Below are 26,061 nucleotides of genomic sequence, written 5' to 3'. Positions count from 1 at the left end.
ATGAAGATTTTAATTACCGGAGGTGCTGGTTTTATTGGTTCCAATTTAATCGAGTACTTTTTGAATAAAGAATATAAAGTTGTTTGTCTAGACAATTTTTCCACAGGACATAAACACAATATAGAGAATCACTTTTCGAATCCAAATTTTACTTTAATAGAAGGAGATATAAGAAATATTGAGGATTGTACAAAAGCAGTAATTGGAGTTGATTATGTGCTCCATCAAGCAGCATTGGGTTCAGTTCCAAGATCAATAAATGACCCTATTACAACAAATGATGTAAATGTTTCAGGTTTTCTAAATATGTTGGTAGCTTCTAGAGAAGCTAAAGTTAAGAGATTTGTTTATGCTGCAAGTTCGTCTACATATGGTGATTCTAAAGGCTTGCCAAAAGTAGAAGATGTAATAGGAAAACCATTATCTCCTTATGCAATAACAAAATATGTTAATGAACTTTATGCAGAGATATTTAGTAATACGTATGGTCTTGAAACCATAGGGTTGAGATATTTTAATGTATTTGGGAGAAAACAGGATCCAAATGGTGCTTATGCGGCTGTTATTCCAAAATTTGTTATGCAATTTATGAATTATGAAAGCCCGGTAATCAATGGTGATGGGAATTATTCGCGTGACTTTACATACATTGACAACGTCATTCAGATGAATGAACTTGCAATGACAACTCAAAATAAAGAAGCAATAAATACCGTTTATAATACTGCATATGGTGATAGAACAACCTTAACACAATTGGTTCATTTATTGAAAGAAAATTTAGCTGAACTTGATCCAAAAATAAAAGAGGTTGAAGTTGTCTACGGTCCTAATAGGTTGGGAGACATACCACATTCTTTAGCAAGTATTGAAAAAGCAAAAACTAACTTAGGATATGCGCCAAAATTTTCTATTCAACAAGGAATTAAAGAAGCGGTAAACTGGTATTTCGAAAATTTAAAAAAATAGGTTTATTTCCTGATTTTAAATAAAAGGCTCAAGAAAAGATATAGATGAAAAAAATTGCAGTTATAGGTTTAGGTTATGTGGGGCTTCCGTTGGCAAGATTATTTGCAACAAAATTTCAAGTAGTAGGTTTTGATATTAATCAAAAAAGAATAAATGAACTTCATGCAGGACAAGACAGTACTCTAGAAGTTGAAGAAAGCGAATTACAAGCCGTTTTATGCGATAATTTATTTAGTAAGGGGACTGGACTTTTTTGTTCGTTCTCTTTAGAGGATATAAAAGATTGTAATTATTATATTGTAACTGTTCCAACTCCTGTTGATAAAAATAATCGTCCAGATTTAACTCCTTTATACAAATCAAGCGAAACGGTTGGTAAAGTTCTTAAAAAAGGAGATATAGTTATTTACGAATCAACAGTTTATCCTGGAGTGACCGAGGAAGAATGTATCCCAGTGCTAGAGAAAATGTCAGGTCTACAATTTAATGTTGACTTTTTTGCAGGTTATTCGCCTGAGAGAATTAATCCTGGAGATAAAGAACATACTGTCGATAAAATTTTAAAAGTTACTTCTGGTTCAACTCCAGAAATTGGAATCGAAGTCGATTCATTGTATAAAAGCGTGATCGTTGCCGGTACACATTTGGCTCCAACCATTAAAGTGGCAGAAGCAGCAAAAGTAATTGAAAATTCACAAAGAGACATTAATATTGCTTTTGTTAATGAGTTGGCTAAAATTTTTAATTTAATGAATATTGACACGCATGCTGTTTTAGAGGCGGCGAGTACCAAGTGGAATTTTTTACCGTTTAAGCCTGGTTTGGTAGGTGGACACTGTATAGGTGTCGACCCTTATTATTTAGCACAGCGTGCACAAGAATTCGGATATCATCCTGAAATTATTTTGGCAGGACGTAGATTAAATGATTCTATGGGAGAATATGTTGCTTCTCAAGTGGTGAAACTGATGATTAAAAAAGATATTTCAGTAAGTGGAGCAAAACTTCTGATGTTAGGCATAACCTTTAAAGAAAATTGCCCTGACGTTAGAAATACAAAGATAGTAGATGTGATTAGAGCTTTACAAGAATATGGTGTAGATATAATAGTTTATGATCCATGGGCCAATCCTGATGAAGTTGCTCATGAATATAATATAAGCTGTACTAATAAACAGCCAAAGGAGAAATTTGATGCAATCGTTCTAGGAGTCGCTCACAAAGAATTTATTGATTTAGATAAATCTTTTCTGCTAAAGGACAAGAGTGTTTTGTATGATGTTAAAGGAGTTTTAAACGGTAATAGCGATGGCACATTGTAAGCGATTAAATGTTTAACGTTTTTTATAATATTCTCATTTTTTTAATCCTTAAATACCATTTGCTTAGATGATGCAAAAACTTAATAGAAAAATAGTAAATCTGTTTTGGAAATTATATTGTTATAAGGTTTTGAAAGCCATTTGCAGAAAAGGAGACAATATAGATATAAAACTCCCTATAACAATTGTAAATCCTAAAAATCTAACCCTTCACAGTGATACCTACATTGGACCAGAGGCTTGGATTTCTGCTCATGCAAATGTAGAATTTGATTCAGGCGTTATCATTGGACCCCGATTAAAGATTTATACTGCAAATCATAATTATTTAAATGATGTTGCGATTCCTTATGATGGGGTAACTATATTAAAAAAAGTTACAATTGGAAAAAACACTTGGATTGGCGGAGATGTTATAATATTACCGGGAATAAATATTGGTGAGGGAGTTGTTGTGGGGGGAGGCTCAGTAGTGACAAAAAATATTCCCGATCATGCTATAGTGGGGGGAAACCCAGCGCAAATTATAAAATATAGAGATGTAGAATTGTACAACAAATTGAAAGAAGAGGATAAAATTTATCTAAAGTTAAAAACTAATAACAAAATTGATTTCTCAACAAAATATGATTGATGCCAAACACATCGATTTGGTAAAAATTATTTTTAATAAAAAGACTTATTCAATTTATTAATTAAAATAAATGAATAAGTCTTTTTATTAAGTTGTGTAATATTCTAAATTAAAATAAGATTTAAAAATAAGTGTCAGATTCTAAAACTATTGCAAAAAATACACTCTTTCTCTATATAAGAATGTTCTTTACTATGTCTGTAAGTCTTTATACTTCCAGAGTCGTGTTAAATACCCTAGGAGTTAGTGATTATGGTACTTATAATTTAGTTGGAGGAGTCGTGACCTTGTTCAGTTTTTTTAATGCGGCGATGTCTTCGGCGACACAAAGATTTTTATCATTTGAGATTGGACAAAATAACTTCATTAGACTAAAGCAAGTATTTAATGCTACGCTAAATATTCATATCGGAATTGGATTATTGATATTGATTTTAGCTGAAACAGTCGGATTATGGTTTGTAAATAATAGACTTAATATTCCTGTGGAACGAATGGAGGCCGTAAATTGGGTTTTTCAATTTTCAATTTTTACTTTTCTGATAGGAGTTATTCAAGTTCCATACAACGCAATGCTTATTGCTCATGAAAAAATGAATGTGTATGCAATTTTAAGCATAGTAGAAGTTTTTTTTAAATTACTGATAGTCTATCTGTTAGTTTTGTCACCAATTGATAAGCTAAAAACGTATTCGGGATTAATTTTTGTTGTAACATTTATAGTTGCGCTTTTATATAAAATTTACTGCAAAAGAAAGTTTGATGAAAGTAAATATCAATTCTATTATGAAAAAGGTTTATATAAAACTTTGATTTCTTATTCTGGATGGAATTTATTTGGAAACATTGCAAGTGTTGTTAGAGCCGAAGGGAGTAATGTAATGCTTAACATATTTTTCGGTACTCTATTAAATGCAGCTTATGGAATAACTTTACAGATTCAAGGAGCCGTCAGTCTTTTTGTAACCAATTTTCAAACAGCAGTTAATCCTCAAATTATAAAAAAATATGCTGCAGGAAATTTGGAAGAAAGTAAAAAACTGATTTTTCAAAGCTCAAAATTTTCATATTTTCTGATGTTTATAATTGTCTGTCCAATTATTTTTAATATTGATTTTATTTTAAAAATTTGGCTGAAGACAGCACCAGAATATACAGCATTATTTGTTTGTCTTTGCTTAATAGATCTTTTAATTAACTGTATTTCGGGTCCCTTAATGACAGGTGTCTTAGCTACAGGAAATATTAAATGGTATCATATCATAATTGGATCTCTCACATTTTTAAATTTGCCAGTTTCTTATTTTTTATTAAAAATTTATTCGCATCCAGAAATCATTTTTAAAGTTTCTATTTCTATAAATATCTTGTCATTACTTTTCAGGCTATTTTTCTTAAAAAAATTAATGGGTTTGAATGTAAAGTATTTTTTTTACGAAGTATTATTGCCAATTATTGGAGTTTCCATTGGGGTTGTAGGTTGCATGTTTATAATTACACAATACATCATTCTGAGAAATGAATTATTAAATGTTATATTCCTTAGCTCATGTAGCATTGTTATTAGCATATTGTTGATATGGACAATAAGCCTAAGTAAATTAGAAAAAGTATATATAATAAATTTAATTAAAACAAAGCTGAAATAATTTTATGAAAAATGATTTTAGATGCTTAATGTTTGCTTTATAATTATCGTATGATCAAAAATTTAATAATATTTGGCACCAGACCAGAAGCTGTTAAAATGGCGCCTCTAATAAAAGAATTTAATAAGTTTTCGGATAAATTTGATACCAAGGTTTGTGTTACAGGACAACATAGAGAAATGCTGGATCAGGTTTTGGATTTTTTTGATATACAACCAGATTATGATTTGAATTTGATGAAAGTTAATCAAAATCTGTATTCCCTTACAGCTGATATTATTTTAGAATTGAAAATGATACTAGAGGACTTTAAACCTGATTATGTTTATGTTCATGGTGATACAACCACGACTATGGCGGCTAGTATCGCAGCCTTTTATTCAGGAACAAAAGTGTGTCACGTTGAAGCTGGTTTGCGTACCTATAATAAATGGGCTCCTTTTCCAGAAGAAATTAATAGACAAATTACAGGCCGAATCGCAGATTTTCATTTTGCGCCAACAGTCATTTCTGAGCAAAATTTGTTGCAAGAAAATGTTGATCCAAGCAAAATTATCGTGACAGGCAATACTGTTATTGACGCATTAATTGATAGTTCCAAACGAGTCGATGATATTGATAATGAAGAAATAAATTATCTGAAAACTATTGTAGATTGTAATTCAAAATTAATTTTAGTAACTGGACATAGACGAGAAAATCATGGAGATGGGTTTCTTCAGATATGCGAGGCACTAAAAGAAATTGCAACAACAAATAGTGGTGTACAAATTATTTATCCCGTGCATTTAAATCCAAATGTAAAAGAGCCTGTTTATAAAATTTTATCCGGAATCAAAAATATCCAGTTAATAAAACCTCTAGCGTATCCAGCTTTTGTCTGGTTAATGAATCAATCGTATTTAATCATAACTGATAGTGGAGGTGTACAAGAAGAAGCTCCTAGTTTAGGAAAGCCTGTTTTAGTAATGAGAGAAACTACGGAAAGACCTGAAGCAGTAGCAGCAGGAACAGTTATCTTAGTGGGAACAGATAAAAACAAAATCGTTGAAAAAACAAATTATTTGCTTACTAATAATGAGTTTTACACCCAAATGAAATCTTTACATAATCCATATGGAGATGGAAAAGCTTGCGAAAAGATAGTTCATTTTATCGGATCAATTAAATAATTAAAAAAGAATGGATACGATTATAAAGATTGAAGGGGCGTATGGAGAATCCAATTTTGGAGATGATCTTCTGATGAATGTATTTGAGAACTTTTTTGTGGAGGAGTTCCCAAATTCAGAAATTTATTTTTCTGGACAAGAAGCGGATTATCCTGAGAAAATTTTGATCAAAGGTTTATACAATAAGAAAATAAAGGAAGATCTTTTAGTATATGGTGGAGGTACTCAATTTTTTTCATTTTCAAGCGAGAATAAAAAAAGATCTTTGTTTGAGGTAATAAAATTATCTATTGTAAATCCTCAGTTTTTTTTTAAAAAAGTAAAGCAGAAAATTTTTAGAGAAAAAGCATATTCTAAAAAAACAGCTTTCATTGGAATCGGTTTAGGGCCATTTAGCGACAATAAAATTTATATTGATTATACTATTAATAAAATGATCAGTAGCAATTTTATTGCCGTTAGAGATCATATTTCAAAAAAATATTGTGATGACTGGAAACTTAATTCGGTCTTAGGAGCCGATGTAGTTTTTTCAAAATACTTTAAACAAACTTTTCCATCTGTGTCTGAAAAACATAAGGCAAAAAAGAAAATTGGAATCATCGTAAGGGATTGGAATTGGGATGAATCTGGGAATTCATACGTCGATCCATTGATGGAAGTTGAAAGATACTCTTCGAAATATGAGTTCGAATATATAATTTTTGCACCCATGAAGGATAAAAAATGGATGCAAAAGTTAAATGGGCATAATGTTGTAATGTGGAATCCTGATATAGATTCAATTCAGTCATTTCTTGAAAAATTAAATGATTATTCAGGATTTATTTCGGCAAGATACCACGGTGCAATTATTGCTTCGTTATTGAATAAACCTGTTGTTTGTATCGAAATTGAAGATAAGCTCAGAATTTTGACTGAACAAGTTAAAGAATTTAAGCTTTGGGAAAAGCCTTTTGATAAAGCGCAATTGAATTCTCATTTTGATCTATTTGAAACAGAAATTGATTATTCAGCATCTTTAAATGCACTTAGAGAAAGTGCTGATAATATGTTTAAAAATTTTAAAGAAACATTTCAAAATAAATATAATGACTAAAAAACTTTTAGTTTTAGGGCCATATCCCAATCAGAATAATATAAAAGATGGTTTGGTTCAACGTATAAAGAAAATCGATAAATTTATGGCGAACGAAGATAGGGTATATCTTCAAGTATCTTTAAAAAAATTCATTTTGCCTGTAAAAGAAAAATATGGTGAGAAAGTGGTTTTTTATCAATTGAATTTTATTTTGGGATGGTGGTTTATTCTTTATCATGTTTTGACTAGTTCCAAAATTTATTCACACACTATTTACAATTTACTTTGGATTAAGTATTTCTTTCCTTTCATAAACAAGAAAATCATATTGGATGTACATGGTGCTGTTCCTGACGAAAAAAGAATGGAGGGGGATATAAAAATGGCCGATTATTATGAAACATTTGAAAGAAAATGTTTTGAAAAAATATCAACAGCTATATTTGTCACAGAAGCAATGGAAAAACATTATAAAACAAAGTATTCTGATTTTAACTTTGAGGCTATAAATTTTGGTATTATTCCTGAAAATTTAGTAGGTAATTATGAGGTAGATAATGGCAAGGAAACGGAAGAAATAATCAAAAAAATTGATCTTAAGGAAAGTGATATTCTTGTTATTTATAGCGGGGGATTGCATGTTTGGCAAAATATTGATGAAATGTTGGATTTAATAACATCTAAAATAAATGATCAAAATATTGTTTATCTTTTATTAGTAAATGATAAAACCAATATGATCAAAAAACTCAATGAAAGAAGCATCAACAAACGTATTTTTGTTGATTCTGTTTTACCAGATAAACTTAAATATTATTACAATTTAGCAGATTATGGATTTGTCTTGCGAGATGATAATGTTGTAAATCGTGTAGCAAATCCAACAAAACTTATTGAATACCTTTTTTACAATATTACACCTATTGTCAAATTACAGGCAATTGGAGATTTTGAAAAATACAATTATTATAAAATAAATAAAGAGGAGTTTTTAAATAATGATCTAGAGAAAAACCTTAATCAACAGAACAAAGAAGTGGTTAAAAAGATCTTTAGTACCTACAACGAAAATCAAATAAAAGCGCTTTTTATATAATTTAGGTTATGCAGGCACATAAAATAGCATTTTATATTGGAGATTTTACACGTTCAGGAGGAACAGAAAGAGCCTGTACTTCAATTGTAAATAGTTTAGCTTCTCAAACATCAAATAAGGTTTATTTAATTGTGACAAATTCAATAGAAGAAAAACCTTTTTTTTCAATAAACTCGGATGTTACAATTCTTTATTTAAATAGTAAATATTCATTAGGGAAATATTTGACACTAATTTACCGTTTAAATAATGTAATTAAAAGCAATAATATTGAAGTTGTTGTTGCAGTAGAGGTTTTTTCATTATTATTCATTTTGCCAATAATTTTGATTAGCAAGCTAACAAGAAAAAAAACTAAGTTAATTGTGTGGGAGCATTTTAATTTTACTGTTGATCTTGGAAAAAATTTGCGAAGAAAGTTTAGATGGTTAGCTGGTAGATTTGCAGATGCAATTATTGTTTTAACAAAAAGAGATGTTGTATTGTGGAAGAGCAACTTAAAAATAAACGGAAAAATATTAGCTATAAATAATCCTTCTTCATTCGCTGTATCAAAGAAAGAATATAATAAAGAATCTATTAATATTGTAGCGATTGGTCGATTAACTTATCAAAAAGGTTTTGATCGTTTAATTGAAATTTGGTATGAGTTTCTTGAGAAATATTCTAATGGCAAAAATTGGAAATTACAGATTATAGGAAGTGGAGAAGACAAAGAGATGCTTGACAATTTAATTGTAAAGTATAATTTAAATAATGTTGAGATGGTAAGTAATACCTCTTCAATATCAGATTATTATGAGAATGCTTCTTTTTTGGCAATGACTTCGAGATTTGAAGGATTGCCAATGACTTTGATTGAAGCGCAATCTTTTGGTTTGCCAATTATTGCTTATGATTGTCTAACAGGACCTTCGGAAGTTATAACTCAAAAATCTGGTTTTTTAATCGAAGACAATAATAAAGAGGAATTTGTTGAGAAATTACAATTTTTAATTTCTAATGACGCTTTACGTAGCGAAATGAGTGAAGTAGCGAAAGAAGAAATGAAACGATTTTCAGAAATTGAAATAACACAGCAATGGAAAGAGCTAATAGAAACATTTTGAATTATGGAAAAGATCGAACTAAAAAAGTTTCAGTTTTTATACCTAATGATTTTAGTGTCTTTAAATTCTTGTTTTGGACAAGAGTTTAAGTATAGAAACGTTAGTAATGTACCGTATTTTGTACAAAAATTAGACGAACAAAAAGAAAGAATCAATTTGCTAAATGCTGATAATTATGTTGATGCAACAGAATATTTGCCAAAAAACTTTGTTAATGATGCGTCAGTAGATTACACAGCATATTTACAAAAGGCTATTAATGAAAATTCGAATATTAAACTACCCAATTTTCCTGTTTTAATTAGCGATTCAGGACTGGATATTCAAAATGACCGCAAAATTGTTTTTGATAGTAATTCGAGACTAATATTAAAAGCATCTGATAAAACCAATTATGAAATTTTACGAATTCATAGTAAAAGGAATATAGTTGTTTTTTCGCCAAAAATTACTGGTGATAGAAAGATCCATATTGGACAAAAAGGAGAATGGGGAATGGGGATTTCAATTAAATCATCGGAAAATGTCAAAATTATAAATTCAAATATTAATGATTGTTGGGGAGATGGTATTTATTTGGGACAATCTGGAAATGTTACAAACAAAAATATTATACTTAATTATGGTATTCTGGATAATAATCGAAGAAATGCTATTTCGGTTATAAGTTCAAACGGATTAGTTATTTCAAATTTGATTCTTTCTAATACAAATGGGACTAATCCTCAAACAGGATTAGATTTTGAACCTAATTCAAATAATGAAGTTTTAGATGATATTGAGGTAAAAAACTTATACACTTTCAATAATGCTAAACAAGGAGTGTTTTTTGTTTTAGGAAACTTAAACGGTGGTGTTAACAAAGTTGGAATAAAGATGGATACCCATGCTGACAGATATTCCGTTCGATCGATAGCGTATCTTTATAAAGGAAACAAAAAGTCGAAAGCAATAAACAGTAATAAATTGGGCGGTAACATAACCCTGTCAAACATTACTTCTGCAAACAGCAAATATCCTTTTCAAGTTTTTGATGGATCTGAACAAAATGATATTCAAATAACAGTTAAACCTGTTGATAAAAAAGGATATAAATCATATGATGACTTCATTAAATTAGAGTAGTTTTTTGCTATGTTAGGAATAAAAAGAACAATTAGCATACAAGAAAAACTACTATATTTTACAATTTCTTTAGTTTATGCTTTTTGGCTTGCAGGATTACCATCTGAAATTTTCAGAGATAGGAATAACTATGAAGTTTACGCCACTGATTATGATATGTTGCTTGAATTGTATATAAGTACTTATACAATATTTGCAAGAGAACCTGTTTTTCTTTATTTTAACAAATGGTTGTCTGTTTTTAATGATCCAATAACTACTATTCAAATTTTTGTTTTTTTTATATGCTTTAGTCTGTCTTTTTTTATTTTAAAAACATCTAGAAACTTTGTTATAGCAGTGCTTTTCTTTTTGTTTATGTTTTTTAATGCACAAGCATTTGCAATTCAGTTGGTTACTTTGAGACAAGGTATTGGCTTAGGATTTTTGTTATGGTATATTTTATATGTTAAGAAATATAACTATTTAAATTTAGTTAAGTTTACTGCTATTTTAGGATTTATTCATACTTCCTTTTTAATTGTTGCTTTTTTGTTATTTGTTGATTGGTTTGTCTTAAACAAAACAAAATATAAGAGTTTTAATTTTCGATTGTTTTTTTTAGCTACAATTTCAATTTTCATTAATCTTCTTTTATTTGCTATTACCAAGTTAATTGGTGCAAAGCAAGATTATTCGGATTTTGAATTTTCATCTGGAGGGGGAGCTTTTATTTTATGGTTTACTGTATTTGTATATATTCTCGTTTTTAAACCTAAAACCTATGAACTCACAAAAGATAAATATATGCATGCCCTAACAATTTCAGGATTGGTTATTTATTTAACGTCCTATTTTTTAACTCCTATTGCCGGAAGGATTATTGGGACTTATTTGCCATTTGTTTTTTATATACTTATGTATAGACCTAAGCTTCAAGATATAATTTTTATTATCACAGTGATTTTCGTGTTTATTATATTATTTGTGAATGGTGGCGCCGAAGGATTTATGACGGTTAGCTTAGGAACCTTATTACGTGAAATGTTTTAGTTTTTTAATAATTTCAATACTACAAAATGAAAATTGCGATTAATTGTAGTTTTTTTATACCAAAAGGAGGAGGAATAAAAGAATACATTTATAATTTAACTACCAACTTGGCAAAAGTTGATTCGGTAAATGAATACGTCTTATATGTTGCATCAGATTATTATGATTACGCACTTAAGGAACTACCCAAAACGATGAGAATTAAAGCAACTCCTTTTAGCTCAAAACAAGCTATTAGAAGAAGTTTGCTTGAAAACTCATTTTATCAAAAAGAAGAAAAAATAGAGAAGTTTGAAGTTTTTCACTCACCATTTTTTCATGTTCCCAATCTTAAAACTGCTAAAAGATTAATTACAGTTCACGATTTAAGACTTTGCCGTTACCCAGAAACATACACCTTTTTACGATATCAGTTTTTAAAAAGAGCTGTGAAAAAATCAATTCTGGTTGCAGATAAAATTATTACAATTTCTGACTTTACAAAAAATGAGTTGTTACACTTTTATGATGTTGAAGAAAGTAAAATTACTTCGATTCATGAAGCTATAAATTTAGAAAGTTTTAATGTGAAAAATATCGATAATTATAATTTCAAACTCAATAAAGATTTAGAAAAAGACAGCTTTGTATTAAGTGTTGGGCATCTTGAACCAAGAAAAAATTACAACAATTTGATTAAAGCTTTTAAAAAAATCCAAAATGAAAGTAACTTAAGGAAGCTTAAATTAGTGATCGTTGGGAAAAAAAGTTTCGATTACGAGCAGACATTAAAAAATGTAATATTAGATAGCAATATTTTGCATCTTGATTTTGTCGATTTTAAAGATTTATTATGGCTTTATTCAAATGCAAAACTATTTGTCCAGCCTTCATTTTATGAAGGTTTTGGATTTGCTCCCCTAGAAGCTGCAGCATTAGGTACAGTTTCTGTCGTGAGTAATACATCTTCAACACCTGAAATCTGCAAAGAAAGTGCTTTTTATTTTGATCCTTTTGAAGTTGAAGATATAGCAGCTAATATTAAAACGGCATTGATTGACGAAGTTTTGTTTAAGGAGAAACAAGATTTGTTAGCATCAAATCTTAGCAGATTTTCGTGGCAGAAAAATGCTGAAGAAACGTTAAAAATTTATAATTCTATATAATTGATTTTTTACTTCCCATAGATTATGCATAGCTAGGGAGGTATCAAAATTAGGTTAGGAAGTTATTGTCGTTGCTGAGAAAACGGAAAGAGCTAATGAAATAGGGTTGATGTAATAGATTTTATTGATTTAAAAATTTCATGTTCAGGAACAAATCCTTTAAATGAATTAAAAACCTTGACTCAATTTAGAAATTCTAAAGTATACCAATAACAAAAAAAATGATTAATCGAAAGCTTTAATAATAAGATTAAAATATTTTTTTGGTTTTTTTTCAGACTAGCTCTATATATTTAAATTGTATTTTCAAAAGCTCTTAAAAAGAATTTATCTTTTTGTGCATTTAAGGCTTTTAAAATGCTCAGCTTAATAAATATGAAAAAAATAATTCGAATTACTACTGTTCCAATATCTTTAAAAATTCTTTTAAAAGGACAGCCAAAATTCATGTCATCCTATTATGAAGTTTTAGGGATTTCGTCTGGTGGACAGGAACTTTTAGATGTAAGTACAGACGAAGGAATAAGGGTTCTGCCTGTAGAAATGACTAGAACAATTTCTCCCTTAAAAGATTTAAAATCATTATACATCTTGTATAGAATTTTAAAAAAAGAAAAGCCTTTTATTGTACACACACATACCCCAAAGGCTGGAATTATTGGAATGCTCGCTTCAAAATTAGTTGGTGTTCCTAACAGATTACATACTGTTGCAGGATTACCACTTATGGAAGCCACAGGTAATAAAAGAAGGCTTTTAGATTTTGTTGAAAAAATGACTTATAAATGTGCAACTAAAGTGTACCCTAATTCAAATGAATTATATCATTTTATATTGAAAAATAATTATGCAAAATCTGATAAGCTGAAAGTTTTAGGAAATGGTAGTTCCAATGGCATTAATACTTCTTTTTTTGACCCAAATGTTGTTTCGGAAACAGATCGACAAAAACTAAAGTCAACCTTAAATATATCTGATGAAGATTTTGTCTATGTATTTGTAGGACGTTTAGTTGGTGATAAAGGAATTAATGAATTAGTTAAAGCATTTACTCAAATAAGCGAGAAAAATGTAAAATTACTTTTGGTTGGTCCTCTTGAATCAGATTTAGACAAATTGGAGACTCAAGTTTTAAAAACTATAGAAAGTAATGATAAAATTATTTCGACCGGATACCAAAAAGATGTTAGGACATACTTATCAATATCAGATGCACTTGTATTTCCAAGTTACAGAGAAGGATTTCCAAACGTTGTATTGCAGGCTGGCGCAATGGGATTACCTTCTATAGTTACAAATATAAACGGATGTAATGAAATAATAGTAAAAGATATAAATGGCACCATTATTTCTGTAAAAAATATGCAAATGCTATACGATGCGATGATGAAATTTTATCTTGATAAAAATTATTTTTTAAAGTTAAAATCGAATGCTCGTCAAATGATTACGAGTCGTTATGAACAAAATGTTATATGGAATGCTATTTTGTCAGAATACAAAAACTTTGAAAAAAATGTATAGAAAAGTATTTAAGAGAGTAATTGATTTTATATCAGCAGTTTTAGGTTTTATATTTTTATTTCCCTTATTTATAATTATTACATTATTCTTGGCTTTTGCAAATCGAGGAAATCCATTTTTTTTTCAGAATCGACCAGGTAAAGGAGGACGGATTTTCAAAATAGTAAAATTTAAGACAATGAATGATAAAAAAGATTCTGACAATAACTTATTGCCTGATTCTGATCGTCTAACAAAAGTTGGTATGTTTGTCAGAAAAACTTCTTTAGATGAGATCCCACAGTTAATAAACGTAATAAAAGGAGATATGAGCCTAATTGGACCACGTCCTTTATTACCTGAATATTTGGCTCTTTATAATGATTTTCAAAAGCAACGTCATAATATTAAGCCGGGTATTACAGGATGGGCACAGGTAAATGGAAGAAATGCAATTTCGTGGGAAAAAAAGTTTGAATATGATGTATGGTATATTAAAAATTTATCTTTTTTCTTAGATATAAAAATACTTGTAAAAACCATCCAAAAAGTTATTAAAAGAGAAAGTATAAATGCAGATAATTCTGTAACAATTGAACGTTTTAATGGAGGAAACTAAATATTTGTATGGCGCAAGCGGTCACTGTAAAGTCATTATTGATGTTTTAAAGAGCAATAATGTCAATCTAAAAGCAATTTTTGACGATAAGCCTAAAGAAGCAGAAATAGTGGGTATTCCAGTTATTAATGCATCAAAAATAAATGATATAAATAATGGACAATTTATTGTGTCTATTGGTGATAATGAAATTAGAAAGCGTATAGCTGAAAAAATTAAAATGTCATTTTTTACTGCAATTCATTCAACTGCAGTTGTTTCTGAGAACTCAAAGATAGAGGAAGGAACTGTTGTAATGGCAGGTGCAATCATAAATTTTGGGGCTGTAGTTGGTAAACATTGTATAATAAATACTGGAGCAATTGTAGAGCATGATTGTAAAATTTATGATTATGTACACATTTCTCCAAAAGCAGCATTAGCAGGAAATGTTACTATAGGGTCAGGGACACATATTGGTATAGGAGCTTCAATAATTCAAGGAATTAATGTAGGAGCAGGAGTAACAATTGGTGCTGGTTGTGTTGTTATTAATGATGTTCCCGATTATGCAGTAGTGGTAGGAAATCCTGGAAATATAATAAAATATAATTCGTTAATATGAGTAATTCAAAAATTTGGTTGTCTTCTCCACATATGGGAGGTGGCGAAATAAAATATGTAAACAAAGCTTTTGATACCAATTGGATAGCTCCTTTGGGGCCAAATGTTCAAGGTTTTGAAAAAGATTTAGAAAAATATCTGTCTGAAAATGTACATATTGGCGCATTAAGTTCAGGAACAGCAGCATTGCATTTAGGTTTGATACTTTTGGGAGTTAAATCAGGTGACGAAGTAATTTGCCAAAGTATGACTTTTTCGGCATCTGCAAATCCTATTTTATATCAAGGAGCTGTTCCTGTTTTTGTTGATAGCGAATTAGACACATGGAATATATGTCCAGTTGCTTTGGAAAAAGCCATTCTTGATAGAATTAGAAAAGGAAAAAAGCCAAAAGCAATAATTGCCGTTCATCTTTATGGAATGCCATATAAAATTGATGAAATACATGCGATCGCCGATAAGTATGAAATTGCAATACTTGAAGATAGTGCTGAAGCATTAGGAAGTCATTATAAAAACAAAAAATGTGGTACGTTTGGACAAATTGCCGCACTTTCATTTAATGGAAACAAAATCATAACAACTTCAGGAGGAGGCGCAATTGTTGCGCAGAATGAAGATCTTAAAAATAAAGCAATTTTTCTTTCAACACAGGCGAGAGATAACGCACCACATTATCAACATAGTGAAATTGGTTTTAATTACAGAATGAGTAATATTTGTGCCGGTATTGGAAGAGGACAAATGGAAGTTTTAGATGCACACATCAAATTAAGGAGAGATATGCATGATTTCTATGCACAATATTTTGCAGATATTGATGGGATTACTATTTTAAAAGAGCCAAGCCAAGATTATTACTCGAATCATTGGTTGTCAGCAATTGTTATTGATCCCGGAAAAATTGGAAAAAACAGAGAAAATTTAAGACTGGCTTTTGAATTGGAGAATATTGAAAGTCGCCCTCTTTGGAAACCAATGCATTTGCAACCAGTTTTTGAAAAATATCCCTACTATGGTGAAAAGGTTTCTGAGCTTTTGTTTCAAAATGGTTTATGTCTTCCTTCTGGATCAAACTTAATGGAAGAAGATAGATTAAGAATAAAAAATGTATTAAATACATTTTTTCAGAAATAAAATTGGATTTTAAATTATCATGAAAATCGAAGAAACATTTATAAAAGATCTGGTAATTATAGAGCCAATATTATTTGGAGATGAAAGAGGTTATTTTTTTGAATCTTATAGTAAAACGAAATTCGAAGATTTAGGAATTAATATTGATTTTGTTCAGGACAATCAATCATTTTCTAAATATGGAACTTTAAGAGGATTACATTATCAAAATCCTCCTTTTGCACAAACTAAATTAGTACGTGTTTTAGAAGGCAAAATTATTGATGTTGCTGTAGATTTAAGAAAAGATTCTCTTACTTATGGAAAGTCATTTAGTATTTTACTTTCAGCAGAAAATAAAAAACAATTGTTAGTTCCTCAAGGTTTTGCGCACGGATTTTCAGTGATCAGTGAAACAGCATCGGTAATGTACAAATGTGATCAATTTTATAATAAAGCTTCAGAAGGCGGAATAAAATATGATGATCCTTCTTTAAATATTGATTGGGGAATGGATTTGAATGATGCAATCGTTTCTGATAAAGATCAGATTTTGCCTTTTATTGAAAACTGTAATAGCCTATTTTAATGAAAAAAATTCTTGTAACAGGTGCAAGTGGGCAATTAGGATCTGAACTTTCAGTTTTATCATCAAAATACCCAGAATATGAATGGATTTTTGCAGATAGAACAAAAATCACATTAGACAGTTTAGATCTTTTGCCTATTCAGTTAAATGAAATTAAGGCAGATGTGATTTTGAATTGTGGCGCTTATACTGCGGTTGATAAAGCTGAAACAGAAAAAGATTTAGCTTTTGCAATAAATTCTTCGTCAGTAGGAATAATAGCAAAATATGCTTGGGAAAACAATATTAAGTTAATCCATATTTCTACAGATTACGTTTTTGATGGTACTTCTTCTGTTGCATTAGATGAAGAAGCATTAACAAACCCTATAAATGTGTATGGCGAAAGTAAATTGGCGGGAGAAATTGCATGTTTAAACCAAAATCCTAACTCTATTATTGTAAGAACTTCTTGGGTTTATAGTAAATTTGGAAACAATTTTGTTAAAACGATGCAGCGATTAATGCAAGAGAGAGAGGAAATTAGTGTAGTGAATGATCAAGTTGGTTCGCCAACTTATGCAGCAGATCTAGCACAGGCAATGATCAATATTGTTAATTCGCCAAATTGGATTTCAGGAATATATAATTATTCTAACGAAGGAGAAATAAGCTGGTATGAATTTGCTTTGAGTATTAAAGAGTTAGGGGGTTATAATTGTAAGGTGAATGGTATTCCATCTTCTTCTTATCCAACTCCAGCAAAAAGACCAAACTTTTCATTGTTAGATAAAAAGAAAATAAAGTCAATTTATAATTTGGAAGTTCCATTTTATAAAGAAAGTCTAAAAAAAATATTCATAGAAAATTAAAAGTTTGAGTTTTGCATTCTGTCTAGACTCTGTGTTTTTGAAAATAAAAATAAATTATGAAAGGAATTATATTAGCTGGAGGTTCTGGTACTAGATTACACCCCCTAACGTTAGCAGTCAGTAAACAGCTAATGCCCGTTTATGATAAGCCAATGATTTATTATCCTCTTTCAACTTTAATGATGGCAGGGATCAATGAAATTTTAATAATTTCAACACCACATGATTTACCTCATTTTAGAAGACTTTTGGGAGATGGCAGTACAATTGGTTGTAAATTTAGTTATGCAGAACAAGCTAATCCGAATGGATTAGCTCAGGCATTTGTAATTGGCGAAGAGTTTATTGGAAAAGATAAAGTAGCTCTGGTTCTTGGGGATAATATTTTCTTCGGAACAAATATGCAGCAACTTTTGAAAAATAATTCTAATCCAGATGGAGGTGTTGTTTTTGCCTATCACGTTGCAGATCCAGAAAGATATGGAGTAGTTGAATTTGACGAAAACAAAAATGCAATTTCAATAGAAGAAAAACCTTTGGAGCCAAAATCTAATTATGCTGTTCCGGGTTTATATTTCTATGATAATTCAGTAGTAGAGATTGCTAAAAATATTAAACCAAGTGCTCGTGGCGAATATGAGATAACAGATGTAAATAAAGTCTATCTGGAAAAAGGACAGTTAAAAGTTGGAATATTAAGTAGAGGAACAGCTTGGCTAGACACAGGAACATTTAATAGCTTGATGCAGGCAGGACAATTTGTTCAAGTTATTGAAGAAAGACAAGGTCTAAAAGTAGGATGTATTGAAGAAATTGCTTGGCGACAAGGCTTTATTAATGATGAACAACTTGAGAAATTAGCGCAACCACTATTAAAATCAGGATATGGAACGTATTTAATCGAATTTCTAAGACAAAAGGAAAAAAGTGTTAAAATTTAATTTGTATCTTTAACTAATTATTTAAAACCTTTAATTTGTATTTTTGTACAAAGTTCGAATTACAGGTACTTAAAAAAAGCTCAATTGAATACAGACAAGCTAAATAATATAACCTCTTTGTTATATAACACTTTCTCGCCAAGAAATCTTCGGGCAAATATTAATAATCTAAGTTATTTGCCTAGATGGATTATTGTTGCGATAGATGTAATGGTTCTGGTTTTTTCTTTTTCTCTTACCTATTTGCTTTTTGAAGGTACGGCAATTGGATATATTATTACTTCTCATGATTTTTATTTCGTTGGAAGTTTAATTATTGTTAATGTGTTTTTTTTCTGGCTTTTCAGAACTTATTCAGGAATTATTAGACACTCTTCTTATATAGATGCAATAAAATTATTGTTTTCTCAAATGTCTGTTCTTGTATTTTTCTTATTCATAAATTTAGTATTTGAATTATACTCGGGACATAAAGCTTTTTTAAATACAGCACTTTTTATCAATCTAGTTTTGTCTTTTTGCGGACTATTTTTATACCGTGTTGTAGTAAAGCAAACATTTGAAATGTATTTTTCGGAAAAGTCTACAAGTAAATTAATTCGAACTGTAATTTATGGAACAGATGCTAATGCAATTTCTGTAGCTAATGCGTTAAAATTCGAAAGCCCTTCTCGTTTTAAAATAGTTGGTTTTGTAGATAAGAATAACCAGAATGCTTCTAAGCGTATGCTAGATCTTCCGATTCTTATTTTAAGAAAAAAACTTCCTGCCTTAATGCGTTCTGTAGCAGCAGAAGGTGTAATTATCGCAGATAAGAGCTTAAGCAAAGACGAACAGCTTATTATAGTTGATCAATGTTTGGAATTTAACTACAGAGTATATACAGTTCCACTTATTTCGGATTGGGAAAATCAAAAGGAAATTTCTCAAAAAGTAAAGAATATTCAAATTGAGGATTTATTAGAAAGAAAACCTATAGTTCTTGATAGTAGATCTATTTCAAAACAATTAAAAGATAAGACAATACTAATTACCGGAGCTGCTGGTTCAATCGGTAGTGAAATTGTAAGACAGGTTTTAAACTTTAATCCAAAAAATGTAATTGTTTTGGATCATGCCGAAACACCGTTACACAATTTGTGCTTGGAGACTCAGGCTATGGATTTTAGCACTAAAATCGTAGCCGTAATTGCAGATGTAAGAAGTAAAAAAGCATTAGAGAAGGTTTTTAAAAATTATAATCCGCATGTCGTTTTTCACGCTGCTGCATATAAGCATGTACCTTTAATGGAAGAAAACCCGTCGCAGGCTATTCAAACGAATATTAAAGGAACAAAAAACCTAGCAGATTTAGCTTGTAAATATCGTGTAAAGAAATTTGTAATGGTTTCTACTGATAAAGCGGTTAATCCTAGCAACGTAATGGGAGCCAGTAAACGTATTGCAGAAAAGTATGTACAATCTCTGTTCTTAAAAAATCAAAGAGAAAAAGTAGAAGGCGGCACAAAATTCATTACGACTCGTTTTGGAAATGTTTTAGGTTCAAACGGTTCAGTTGTTCCTTTGTTTACTAAGCAGATTGCAGAAGGAGGGCCGGTAACCATAACGCATCAAGATATTATTCGTTATTTTATGACAATTCCAGAAGCATGCCAACTTGTATTAGAAGCAGGAGCAATGGGGAATGGAGGAGAAATTTATATTTTTGATATGGGAAAACCAGTGAGAATTATTGACTTGGCAAAGAAAATGATTAAGTTAGCTGGTTTTATACCTGACAAAGAAATAAAAATTAAAATTGTAGGTTTAAGACCTGGTGAGAAGCTTTACGAAGAATTATTAAATGATACGGCTAAGACATTGCCAACATATCATAATAAAATCATGATTGCTCAGGAAATTCAAGATGAGTATGAGACTCTACATAATGATGTTGATGAACTCATTGGAATTGCCGATTTTTATGAAAATGATGATATCGTTGCAAAGATGAAAAAAATTGTCCCAGAATTTAAGAGTATGAATTCTACTTTCGAAATTTTAGATAAATAATTAGAGATAAAAATATAAATCAAATATAGGCAAAAGGTGTTTTTTAAAACGCCTTTTGGCATTTTTAAACAAAATTTAAATGTTAAAAATCTTGTTAAAATTTAAAAATCAAGGTTTTTATATTCTTTCCAATGGATTCTAAAAATACAAACGATTGGCTGTTTGAGATAACACCAAAAAATAAATTTTTTACGCTTAATTTCAAGGAAATTTGGCATTATCGAGATTTATTAATGCTTTTTGTAAAAAGAGATATTATTACAGTTTACAAGCAAACTGTTTTAGGGCCTCTTTGGTACTTAATACAGCCTTTATTTACTTCTATTACTTTTACCATTATATTCAATAACGTTGCTGGTATTAAAACAGGATCGATTCCGCCATTTCTATTTAATCTAGCAGGAATTATGGTATGGAATTATTTTACATCCTGTTTAAATGGAACTTCAGATACTTTTAAGTCTAATGCGGCAATATTTGGTAAAGTTTATTTTCCAAGAATTATAACTCCACTATCAATAGTAATTTCAAATTTGATCAAATTTGGAATCCAGTTTTTCATATTTGTTGTTTTTTACATTTTCTTTTACTGGCAGGGAGCAGATTTAAGCTTGAATGGATCTTTACTATTCTTTCCTATATTAATTGCTTTTATGGGAATTTTGGGACTTGGTTTAGGAATGATGATTTCATCAATGGTTACGAAATATAGGGATTTAAATAATTTAGTTGGTTTTGGAATACAATTACTTATGTACATCTCTGCGGTAATGTATCCAATGGATTTAATTAAAGAGAAATTGCCTAAACTAGGATGGGTAGTAGAATATAATCCGTTAGCTTATGTTATTGAAACTTCTCGTTATATGCTTTTGAATATAGGCAGTATATCAATTTTAGGATTAGGATATACAATGACACTTACAATAGCTGTTTTTTTTGTTGGATTATTGGTTTTTAATAGAACAGAAAAAAGCTTTATAGATACCGTATAAATGAAAGAAATCATATTAAAAGCCGAAAATATTTCTAAACAATATCGTTTAGGTCAAGTTGGAACAGGAACTTTAAGTCATGATATAAACAGATGGTGGCATAAAATTCTGGGAAAAGAAAATCCATATTTGAAAATAGGAGATGTAAATGATCGCTCGACCAAAGGAACTTCAGATTATGTTTGGGCATTACAAGATATTAATTTTGAAGTTGAAAGAGGTGAAGTCTTAGGAATAATTGGTAAAAATGGAGCTGGAAAGTCAACACTTTTAAAAATTCTTTCAAAAGTAACAGCTCCTACAACTGGAAGTATTAAATCTCGTGGCCGCATTGCTTCTCTATTAGAGGTTGGAACTGGTTTTAATGGAGAAATGACTGGACGAGAAAATATTTTCCTTAATGGTGCCATTTTAGGAATGACCAAAAAAGAAATTACTTCAAAACTAGATGAAATTATTGAATTTTCAGGATGCGAACGTTATATAGACACGCCGGTTAAAAGATATAGTTCAGGAATGACAGTTCGTTTGGCATTTGCTGTCGCTGCTTTTTTGGAACCTGAAATTTTAGTTGTAGATGAGGTTTTGGCTGTCGGAGATGCAGAGTTTCAGAAAAAAGCTATCGGCAAAATGCAGGATATTTCACGTAGCGGAGGACGTACAGTTTTGTTTGTCAGTCATAATATGGCAGCGGTTAAACAATTATGTACTCGTGGAATCGTATTAGAATACGGGAAAGTAGTTTTTAATGATACAAGTCATAATGCAGTTGACTTCTATTTGTCTCAAAATTCAGAAAAAAGCGAACAATTATTAGAAGAAAGAACTGATAGAAGGGGGTCTGGTAAAATTAAAATTAAAGACCTTTACTTTGTTGACAATAAAAAGAATGAAGTAAGCCAAGTTATATCAGGAGAGGCATTAAATATTTGTTTAGAAATTGATAAATTGATAGATATTGATTTTAATAAATTGCGTGTTGGTATAAATTTTATAGACCAAAATGAAAATATTTGTTTATCATTCTTAAGTGATGAAATGAATACAAATTTTTCATTTTTAGAAAAGTCAAATATTTTTATGTTAGAAATTCCAAATTTATATTTGCGAGCCGAAACATATAATATTAGAGTTCTTTTAGCTGAAATTGATTTTGATGAAAATAATTTTTTAGATGTTATAGAGAATGTAAAATCTTTAGAAGTTCTACAAGGTTATATTTGGGAGAATGGTAAATTTAATCGTAAAGGCAATTATGCAATATTGCCAGGTAATTTTTTGCCATATGGAAAAGAATAAAAAAAAGATACTGGTTCTTGGTATTGGGCAGTCTAATTTCTTAAATCAACTTTATGGTGAAATTTTAAAGATTAATAATGACTTCAGTTTTCATATTGATACTTATACACATTTGCCAAATGATAAGTATAATGAAAGTAATAATGTTTTTAAAGAAAATTTAGATTTTGAGCAGCACTATAAAAGCATTTCAAAATGGAGGAGAGCATTGATTTTTTTAAAATCATTTAAAAAAAAATTCTATAAGGAAACTTTCCTATTTGAATTAAATCAAAAAAAGGCAATCCGAAAAGCATTAAAAGTGTGCATGAAATATGCGTTGAAAGAGTATGTTTACGAAAATTATATTCAAACAAAAAAATTTGACGTGCTTCATTTTCATTTTTGCTCATTTTATAATTTAGAATATCTTCACTTTGTTGAAAAAGAAACTAAAGTGATATGTAGTTTCTGGGGCTCAGATTTATTTAGAATGGGGAATGTATATAATGACTACTATGTTGGAAGAGCTTTAAACAAAGCCACTTTAATAACAGTGCAATCACCTGAAATGGCTTTAGTAATTAAAGCTAAGTATGGTATGCATCTAAGCGATAAAATTAAAGATGTAAGATTTACTATTAGTACTGAAATTTACAATGCAATTAATCTAAATAGAAGCAATAGACAATTATTAGCAAAGTTTAAAGAAAAGTATAAAATAAAGGATTATTTGGTTGCATTGGGGCATAATGCTTTTAAAGAGAATAATCACTTGAAGATGATTCAGGTTTTAAATAGCTTACCTGATGAATATAAAAATAAGATAAGCTTTGTTTTGCATTTGGGCTACGGAGGAGAACTGCAATATCTTAAAGAATTGAAAATTGCAATTCAGCAATATAATAGTTTAGATATTATAATTATTAATGATTTCCTTATACCTGAAGAAATTTCTAAATTGCGTTTAATTACAAATGTTATGATTCAGGCACCTGAAAGCGATGCATTGAGTGGAGCAATGACTGAAGTGCTATATGCTGGGAATAATGTAATAGCTGGTGGTTGGTTACCATATGGAATATTAAGACGAAACAATATTCATTTTGAGGAAATTGACAAATTTGAGGAATTACCTCTAAAACTTAAAAAATTAATAGATAATTTAGAATCTAATTTAAATACAGGAATAACTAATATGCAAAGTATTGAAGCTTTTTTATTTCCTGAAAGAACATCTAATGATTGGATTAATTTATTTAGTTTTATTTGTGAATAATCCCTTAGTTTCCATAATTATACCAACATATAATCGAGCGCATCTTATAGAAGAGACACTCGATTCAATCTTAATACAAACATATCAAAATTGGGAGTGTATTATTGTTGATGATGGATCAACCGATAATACAGTTGAAGTCATTAATAAATTTATAAAAAAAGATAGTCGTTTTCAGTTACACCATCGTCCATTAGATAGAAAACCAGGCGGGAATGCTTCAAGAAATTATGGATTTGAATTAAGTAAAGGAGAGTTTATTAACTGGTTTGACGATGATGATGTAATGATGGATGCTTTTCTTAGTGAAAAGCTCGAATTGTTTTCTGAAGAGATTGATTTAGTTATTTGTTCAGGTACTTATACCGATCAAAATTTGACAGCATTGAAAAATATCGATTTGGAAATAAAATCTTATTTATTTAAAGATTATGTTTTATGGAAACTGCAAATACTTACTCCATCAATTCTTTTTAGGAAAAGTTTTTTAAAGAATAAAGAATTATTCAATGTTAATATTGCAAGAGGCCAAGAAGCTGAACTTTTTTCGAGATTATTTTACAATTTGAGCCCAAATAAATATATAATTTTGAATAAATCATTGTTCTTATATCGTCAGCATGAAAAGACGAAAACTTTTACAAACTTTAAGTACATAAAATTATTTGAGGAATCTAAAACGATAATTGCAATTGAAAATTTAAAGAAAAGTATTCAATTAAATGATTTAGAGTTAGTCGGTCAATATTATTTCAATATTGTAAATTCATTTTATAGAGGATTAGAACAAAAACATTTTAAAAACTGTTTTTTTATTACTCGAAAAGCTAGTTCTCAATTCTATTTGATAAATAAAAAAATAGGAATTGAATTTTTTTTAAGTGCATGCTTTTTTATGTTAATTAACAGAGGAAGTTATAAAGCTGAAAAATATTTCAAAAAATTCTATTCATGATTAATCCTGTTATTTCGATAATAATTCCAACCTACAATAGAGCTCATTTAATTAATGAAACACTCGAAAGTATATTAATACAAACTTATAAAAACTGGGAATGTATAATTGTAGATGATGGATCTACAGATAATACTGCCGAAATTGTGTCTCAATATATTGAAAAAGATGAGAGATTTCAATATCATCAAAGGCCTCAAGAAAAAATAAAAGGACCAAATTCTTGTAGAAATTACGGTTTTGAGAAAAGCAAAGGTTTATGGATAAATTGGTTTGATAGTGATGATTCTTATAATGAAACAGCTTTAGAAACTTTTGTTGAGAACTTAGAACCAGAGATAAATGTTGCTGTTGGTAAATTAGTGAAAATTGATTCTGTAACTAAAGAAATTATTGGGTACAATAGAATTTTTTCTGAAAATTTAATTGAAAAATATTTTACCGGATTTCTTAGTTTTTATGTTTGCGGACCTCTGTGGAGTAGAGATTTTTTAAATAATCAAGAAGAATTGTTCGACGAAAATATTCGATATCTAGATGATTGGGATTTTAACTTGCGAATGCTTTATCAAAAACCGAAAATTAAATTTATTGATAAAATCTTGTTTAAATATAATATCAATTTGAATTCATTGTCCAATCAGATTTATAGTCTTAATTCGGTAGAAATTAATTCAGAGATAACAGCACGAGAAAAACAATTGAAAATAATTAAGAAAAATAAATCATTAGATTATTTAGCTTGCTTAAAATATGTTAGAGAAAGATATAAGATTATTTTAAGAGATATTCTGACTTCTAATGAGAAACATATTGATAAAAAGAAATTATTCTTTATGATATTGAAAAAGGATATGCAAACTAAAAACCCTTTATTTTATAAAATAATTTTAGGTTACTTTTCTTTTCTAATCTTTAAAAAGGGATATTTTTTCTTCAAATAATT

Annotated in this window: 24 protein-coding genes; all 24 read left to right on the top strand. The window is 29.5% G+C overall.

From position 1 onward, the window contains the following. Nucleotides 1-969 (top strand): SDR family oxidoreductase, encoded by a 969-nt coding sequence (locus V6624_RS01745; protein WP_111285070.1) that lies wholly within the window; start codon nucleotides 1-3, stop codon nucleotides 967-969. A gap of 44 nt (nucleotides 970-1,013) precedes the next feature. After that, nucleotides 1,014-2,291, top strand: a complete 1,278-nt coding sequence (locus V6624_RS01740) for a nucleotide sugar dehydrogenase (RefSeq protein WP_111285071.1) — start codon at nucleotides 1,014-1,016, stop codon at nucleotides 2,289-2,291. A 67-nt stretch (nucleotides 2,292-2,358) separates the two neighbouring features. Further along, a complete protein-coding gene (locus V6624_RS01735; protein WP_239455607.1) occupies nucleotides 2,359-2,925 on the top strand; it encodes an acyltransferase in 567 nt (188 codons plus the stop codon). A gap of 131 nt (nucleotides 2,926-3,056) precedes the next feature. After that, nucleotides 3,057-4,574, top strand: coding sequence for an MATE family efflux transporter (locus V6624_RS01730; protein ID WP_111285072.1), 1,518 nt, complete (start codon nucleotides 3,057-3,059; stop codon nucleotides 4,572-4,574). 50 nt (nucleotides 4,575-4,624) lie between these two features. Continuing rightward, nucleotides 4,625-5,746, top strand: a complete 1,122-nt coding sequence (wecB, locus tag V6624_RS01725; protein ID WP_111285073.1) for a non-hydrolyzing UDP-N-acetylglucosamine 2-epimerase — start codon at nucleotides 4,625-4,627, stop codon at nucleotides 5,744-5,746. A 10-nt stretch (nucleotides 5,747-5,756) separates the two neighbouring features. Further along, a complete protein-coding gene (locus V6624_RS01720; RefSeq protein WP_111285074.1) occupies nucleotides 5,757-6,845 on the top strand; it encodes a polysaccharide pyruvyl transferase family protein in 1,089 nt (362 codons plus the stop codon). Further along, on the top strand, nucleotides 6,838-7,923 hold the full coding sequence (locus V6624_RS01715; RefSeq protein WP_162614931.1) for a glycosyltransferase family 4 protein: 1,086 nt from the start codon (nucleotides 6,838-6,840) through the stop codon (nucleotides 7,921-7,923). The genes V6624_RS01720 and V6624_RS01715 overlap by 8 nt, the downstream gene beginning before the upstream one ends. Nucleotides 7,924-7,931: 8 nt before the next feature. Next, a complete protein-coding gene (locus tag V6624_RS01710) occupies nucleotides 7,932-9,032 on the top strand; it encodes a glycosyltransferase family 4 protein (RefSeq protein WP_338840691.1) in 1,101 nt (366 codons plus the stop codon). A 3-nt stretch (nucleotides 9,033-9,035) separates the two neighbouring features. Continuing rightward, the gene (locus V6624_RS01705) at nucleotides 9,036-10,157 is read left to right on the top strand and encodes a right-handed parallel beta-helix repeat-containing protein (protein ID WP_111285077.1); all 1,122 of its coding nucleotides are present in this window, start codon (nucleotides 9,036-9,038) and stop codon (nucleotides 10,155-10,157) included. 9 nt (nucleotides 10,158-10,166) lie between these two features. Beyond that, nucleotides 10,167-11,189: an EpsG family protein gene (locus tag V6624_RS01700; RefSeq protein ID WP_111285078.1), complete on the top strand. Its 1,023-nt coding sequence runs from the start codon at nucleotides 10,167-10,169 to the stop codon at nucleotides 11,187-11,189. 26 nt (nucleotides 11,190-11,215) lie between these two features. Further along, nucleotides 11,216-12,334 carry a glycosyltransferase family 4 protein gene (locus V6624_RS01695; RefSeq protein ID WP_111285079.1) on the top strand — a complete coding sequence of 373 codons (1,119 nt, stop codon included), beginning with the start codon at nucleotides 11,216-11,218 and terminating at the stop codon, nucleotides 12,332-12,334. A gap of 375 nt (nucleotides 12,335-12,709) precedes the next feature. Then, nucleotides 12,710-13,858, top strand: coding sequence for a glycosyltransferase family 4 protein (locus tag V6624_RS01690; protein ID WP_204251667.1), 1,149 nt, complete (start codon nucleotides 12,710-12,712; stop codon nucleotides 13,856-13,858). Continuing rightward, complete coding sequence (locus V6624_RS01685) at nucleotides 13,851-14,456, top strand: sugar transferase (RefSeq protein ID WP_111285080.1); 606 nt, start codon at nucleotides 13,851-13,853, stop codon at nucleotides 14,454-14,456. Before V6624_RS01690 ends, V6624_RS01685 begins: the two co-directional genes overlap by 8 nt. Then, on the top strand, nucleotides 14,443-15,060 hold the full coding sequence (locus tag V6624_RS01680) for an acetyltransferase (protein ID WP_111285081.1): 618 nt from the start codon (nucleotides 14,443-14,445) through the stop codon (nucleotides 15,058-15,060). Before V6624_RS01685 ends, V6624_RS01680 begins: the two co-directional genes overlap by 14 nt. Next, on the top strand, nucleotides 15,057-16,196 hold the full coding sequence (locus V6624_RS01675) for a DegT/DnrJ/EryC1/StrS family aminotransferase (RefSeq protein WP_111285082.1): 1,140 nt from the start codon (nucleotides 15,057-15,059) through the stop codon (nucleotides 16,194-16,196). The genes V6624_RS01680 and V6624_RS01675 overlap by 4 nt, the downstream gene beginning before the upstream one ends. A gap of 19 nt (nucleotides 16,197-16,215) precedes the next feature. Further along, nucleotides 16,216-16,764, top strand: coding sequence for a dTDP-4-dehydrorhamnose 3,5-epimerase (rfbC, locus tag V6624_RS01670; RefSeq protein ID WP_111285083.1), 549 nt, complete (start codon nucleotides 16,216-16,218; stop codon nucleotides 16,762-16,764). Further along, nucleotides 16,764-17,615: a dTDP-4-dehydrorhamnose reductase gene (rfbD, locus tag V6624_RS01665; protein ID WP_111285084.1), complete on the top strand. Its 852-nt coding sequence runs from the start codon at nucleotides 16,764-16,766 to the stop codon at nucleotides 17,613-17,615. Before rfbC ends, rfbD begins: the two co-directional genes overlap by 1 nt. 56 nt (nucleotides 17,616-17,671) lie before the next feature. Further along, nucleotides 17,672-18,556 (top strand): glucose-1-phosphate thymidylyltransferase RfbA, encoded by an 885-nt coding sequence (gene rfbA, locus V6624_RS01660; protein ID WP_111285085.1) that lies wholly within the window; start codon nucleotides 17,672-17,674, stop codon nucleotides 18,554-18,556. An 84-nt stretch (nucleotides 18,557-18,640) separates the two neighbouring features. Further along, a complete protein-coding gene (locus V6624_RS01655) occupies nucleotides 18,641-20,608 on the top strand; it encodes a polysaccharide biosynthesis protein (RefSeq protein ID WP_111285086.1) in 1,968 nt (655 codons plus the stop codon). Nucleotides 20,609-20,739: 131 nt separating this feature from the next. Further along, entirely contained in the window at nucleotides 20,740-21,603 is an 864-nt protein-coding gene (locus tag V6624_RS01650; RefSeq protein ID WP_111285087.1) for an ABC transporter permease, read from the top strand. After that, nucleotides 21,604-22,902, top strand: a complete 1,299-nt coding sequence (locus tag V6624_RS01645; RefSeq protein WP_162614932.1) for an ABC transporter ATP-binding protein — start codon at nucleotides 21,604-21,606, stop codon at nucleotides 22,900-22,902. It abuts the gene before it with no gap. Next, nucleotides 22,889-24,160: a hypothetical protein gene (locus tag V6624_RS01640; RefSeq protein ID WP_111285088.1), complete on the top strand. Its 1,272-nt coding sequence runs from the start codon at nucleotides 22,889-22,891 to the stop codon at nucleotides 24,158-24,160. Before V6624_RS01645 ends, V6624_RS01640 begins: the two co-directional genes overlap by 14 nt. Next, nucleotides 24,123-25,115 (top strand): glycosyltransferase family 2 protein, encoded by a 993-nt coding sequence (locus V6624_RS01635; protein ID WP_111285089.1) that lies wholly within the window; start codon nucleotides 24,123-24,125, stop codon nucleotides 25,113-25,115. The genes V6624_RS01640 and V6624_RS01635 overlap by 38 nt, the downstream gene beginning before the upstream one ends. Further along, nucleotides 25,112-26,059, top strand: a complete 948-nt coding sequence (locus V6624_RS01630; protein WP_111285090.1) for a glycosyltransferase family 2 protein — start codon at nucleotides 25,112-25,114, stop codon at nucleotides 26,057-26,059. The genes V6624_RS01635 and V6624_RS01630 overlap by 4 nt, the downstream gene beginning before the upstream one ends. Nucleotides 26,060-26,061: the final 2 nt, after the last annotated feature.

The organism is Flavobacterium ginsenosidimutans, from assembly GCF_037478105.1.
Lineage (GTDB): Bacteria > Bacteroidota > Bacteroidia > Flavobacteriales > Flavobacteriaceae > Flavobacterium > Flavobacterium ginsenosidimutans.
This window is presented reverse-complemented; position numbering and strand designations above follow the sequence as displayed.

Excerpts from the sequence above, each read along its gene's own strand:
- V6624_RS01745 (WP_111285070.1), top strand. The coding sequence starts at position 1 with ATGAAGATTTTAATTACCGGAGGTGCTGGTTTTATTGGTTCCAATTTA.
- rfbD (WP_111285084.1), top strand. The coding sequence starts at position 16,764 with ATGAAAAAAATTCTTGTAACAGGTGCAAGTGGGCAATTAGGATCTGAA.
- V6624_RS01635 (WP_111285089.1), top strand. The coding sequence starts at position 24,123 with ATGATTGGATTAATTTATTTAGTTTTATTTGTGAATAATCCCTTAGTT.
- V6624_RS01645 (WP_162614932.1), top strand. The coding sequence starts at position 21,604 with ATGAAAGAAATCATATTAAAAGCCGAAAATATTTCTAAACAATATCGT.
- rfbA (WP_111285085.1), top strand. The coding sequence starts at position 17,672 with ATGAAAGGAATTATATTAGCTGGAGGTTCTGGTACTAGATTACACCCC.
- V6624_RS01695 (WP_111285079.1), top strand. The coding sequence starts at position 11,216 with ATGAAAATTGCGATTAATTGTAGTTTTTTTATACCAAAAGGAGGAGGA.
- V6624_RS01710 (WP_338840691.1), top strand. The coding sequence starts at position 7,932 with ATGCAGGCACATAAAATAGCATTTTATATTGGAGATTTTACACGTTCA.
- V6624_RS01685 (WP_111285080.1), top strand. The coding sequence starts at position 13,851 with ATGTATAGAAAAGTATTTAAGAGAGTAATTGATTTTATATCAGCAGTT.
- V6624_RS01680 (WP_111285081.1), top strand. The coding sequence starts at position 14,443 with ATGGAGGAAACTAAATATTTGTATGGCGCAAGCGGTCACTGTAAAGTC.
- V6624_RS01630 (WP_111285090.1), top strand. The coding sequence starts at position 25,112 with ATGATTAATCCTGTTATTTCGATAATAATTCCAACCTACAATAGAGCT.
- V6624_RS01735 (WP_239455607.1), top strand. The coding sequence starts at position 2,359 with ATGATGCAAAAACTTAATAGAAAAATAGTAAATCTGTTTTGGAAATTA.
- V6624_RS01650 (WP_111285087.1), top strand. The coding sequence starts at position 20,740 with ATGGATTCTAAAAATACAAACGATTGGCTGTTTGAGATAACACCAAAA.
- V6624_RS01715 (WP_162614931.1), top strand. The coding sequence starts at position 6,838 with ATGACTAAAAAACTTTTAGTTTTAGGGCCATATCCCAATCAGAATAAT.
- V6624_RS01700 (WP_111285078.1), top strand. The coding sequence starts at position 10,167 with ATGTTAGGAATAAAAAGAACAATTAGCATACAAGAAAAACTACTATAT.
- rfbC (WP_111285083.1), top strand. The coding sequence starts at position 16,216 with ATGAAAATCGAAGAAACATTTATAAAAGATCTGGTAATTATAGAGCCA.
- V6624_RS01675 (WP_111285082.1), top strand. The coding sequence starts at position 15,057 with ATGAGTAATTCAAAAATTTGGTTGTCTTCTCCACATATGGGAGGTGGC.
- wecB (WP_111285073.1), top strand. The coding sequence starts at position 4,625 with ATGATCAAAAATTTAATAATATTTGGCACCAGACCAGAAGCTGTTAAA.
- V6624_RS01640 (WP_111285088.1), top strand. The coding sequence starts at position 22,889 with ATGGAAAAGAATAAAAAAAAGATACTGGTTCTTGGTATTGGGCAGTCT.
- V6624_RS01720 (WP_111285074.1), top strand. The coding sequence starts at position 5,757 with ATGGATACGATTATAAAGATTGAAGGGGCGTATGGAGAATCCAATTTT.
- V6624_RS01705 (WP_111285077.1), top strand. The coding sequence starts at position 9,036 with ATGGAAAAGATCGAACTAAAAAAGTTTCAGTTTTTATACCTAATGATT.
- V6624_RS01740 (WP_111285071.1), top strand. The coding sequence starts at position 1,014 with ATGAAAAAAATTGCAGTTATAGGTTTAGGTTATGTGGGGCTTCCGTTG.
- V6624_RS01690 (WP_204251667.1), top strand. The coding sequence starts at position 12,710 with ATGAAAAAAATAATTCGAATTACTACTGTTCCAATATCTTTAAAAATT.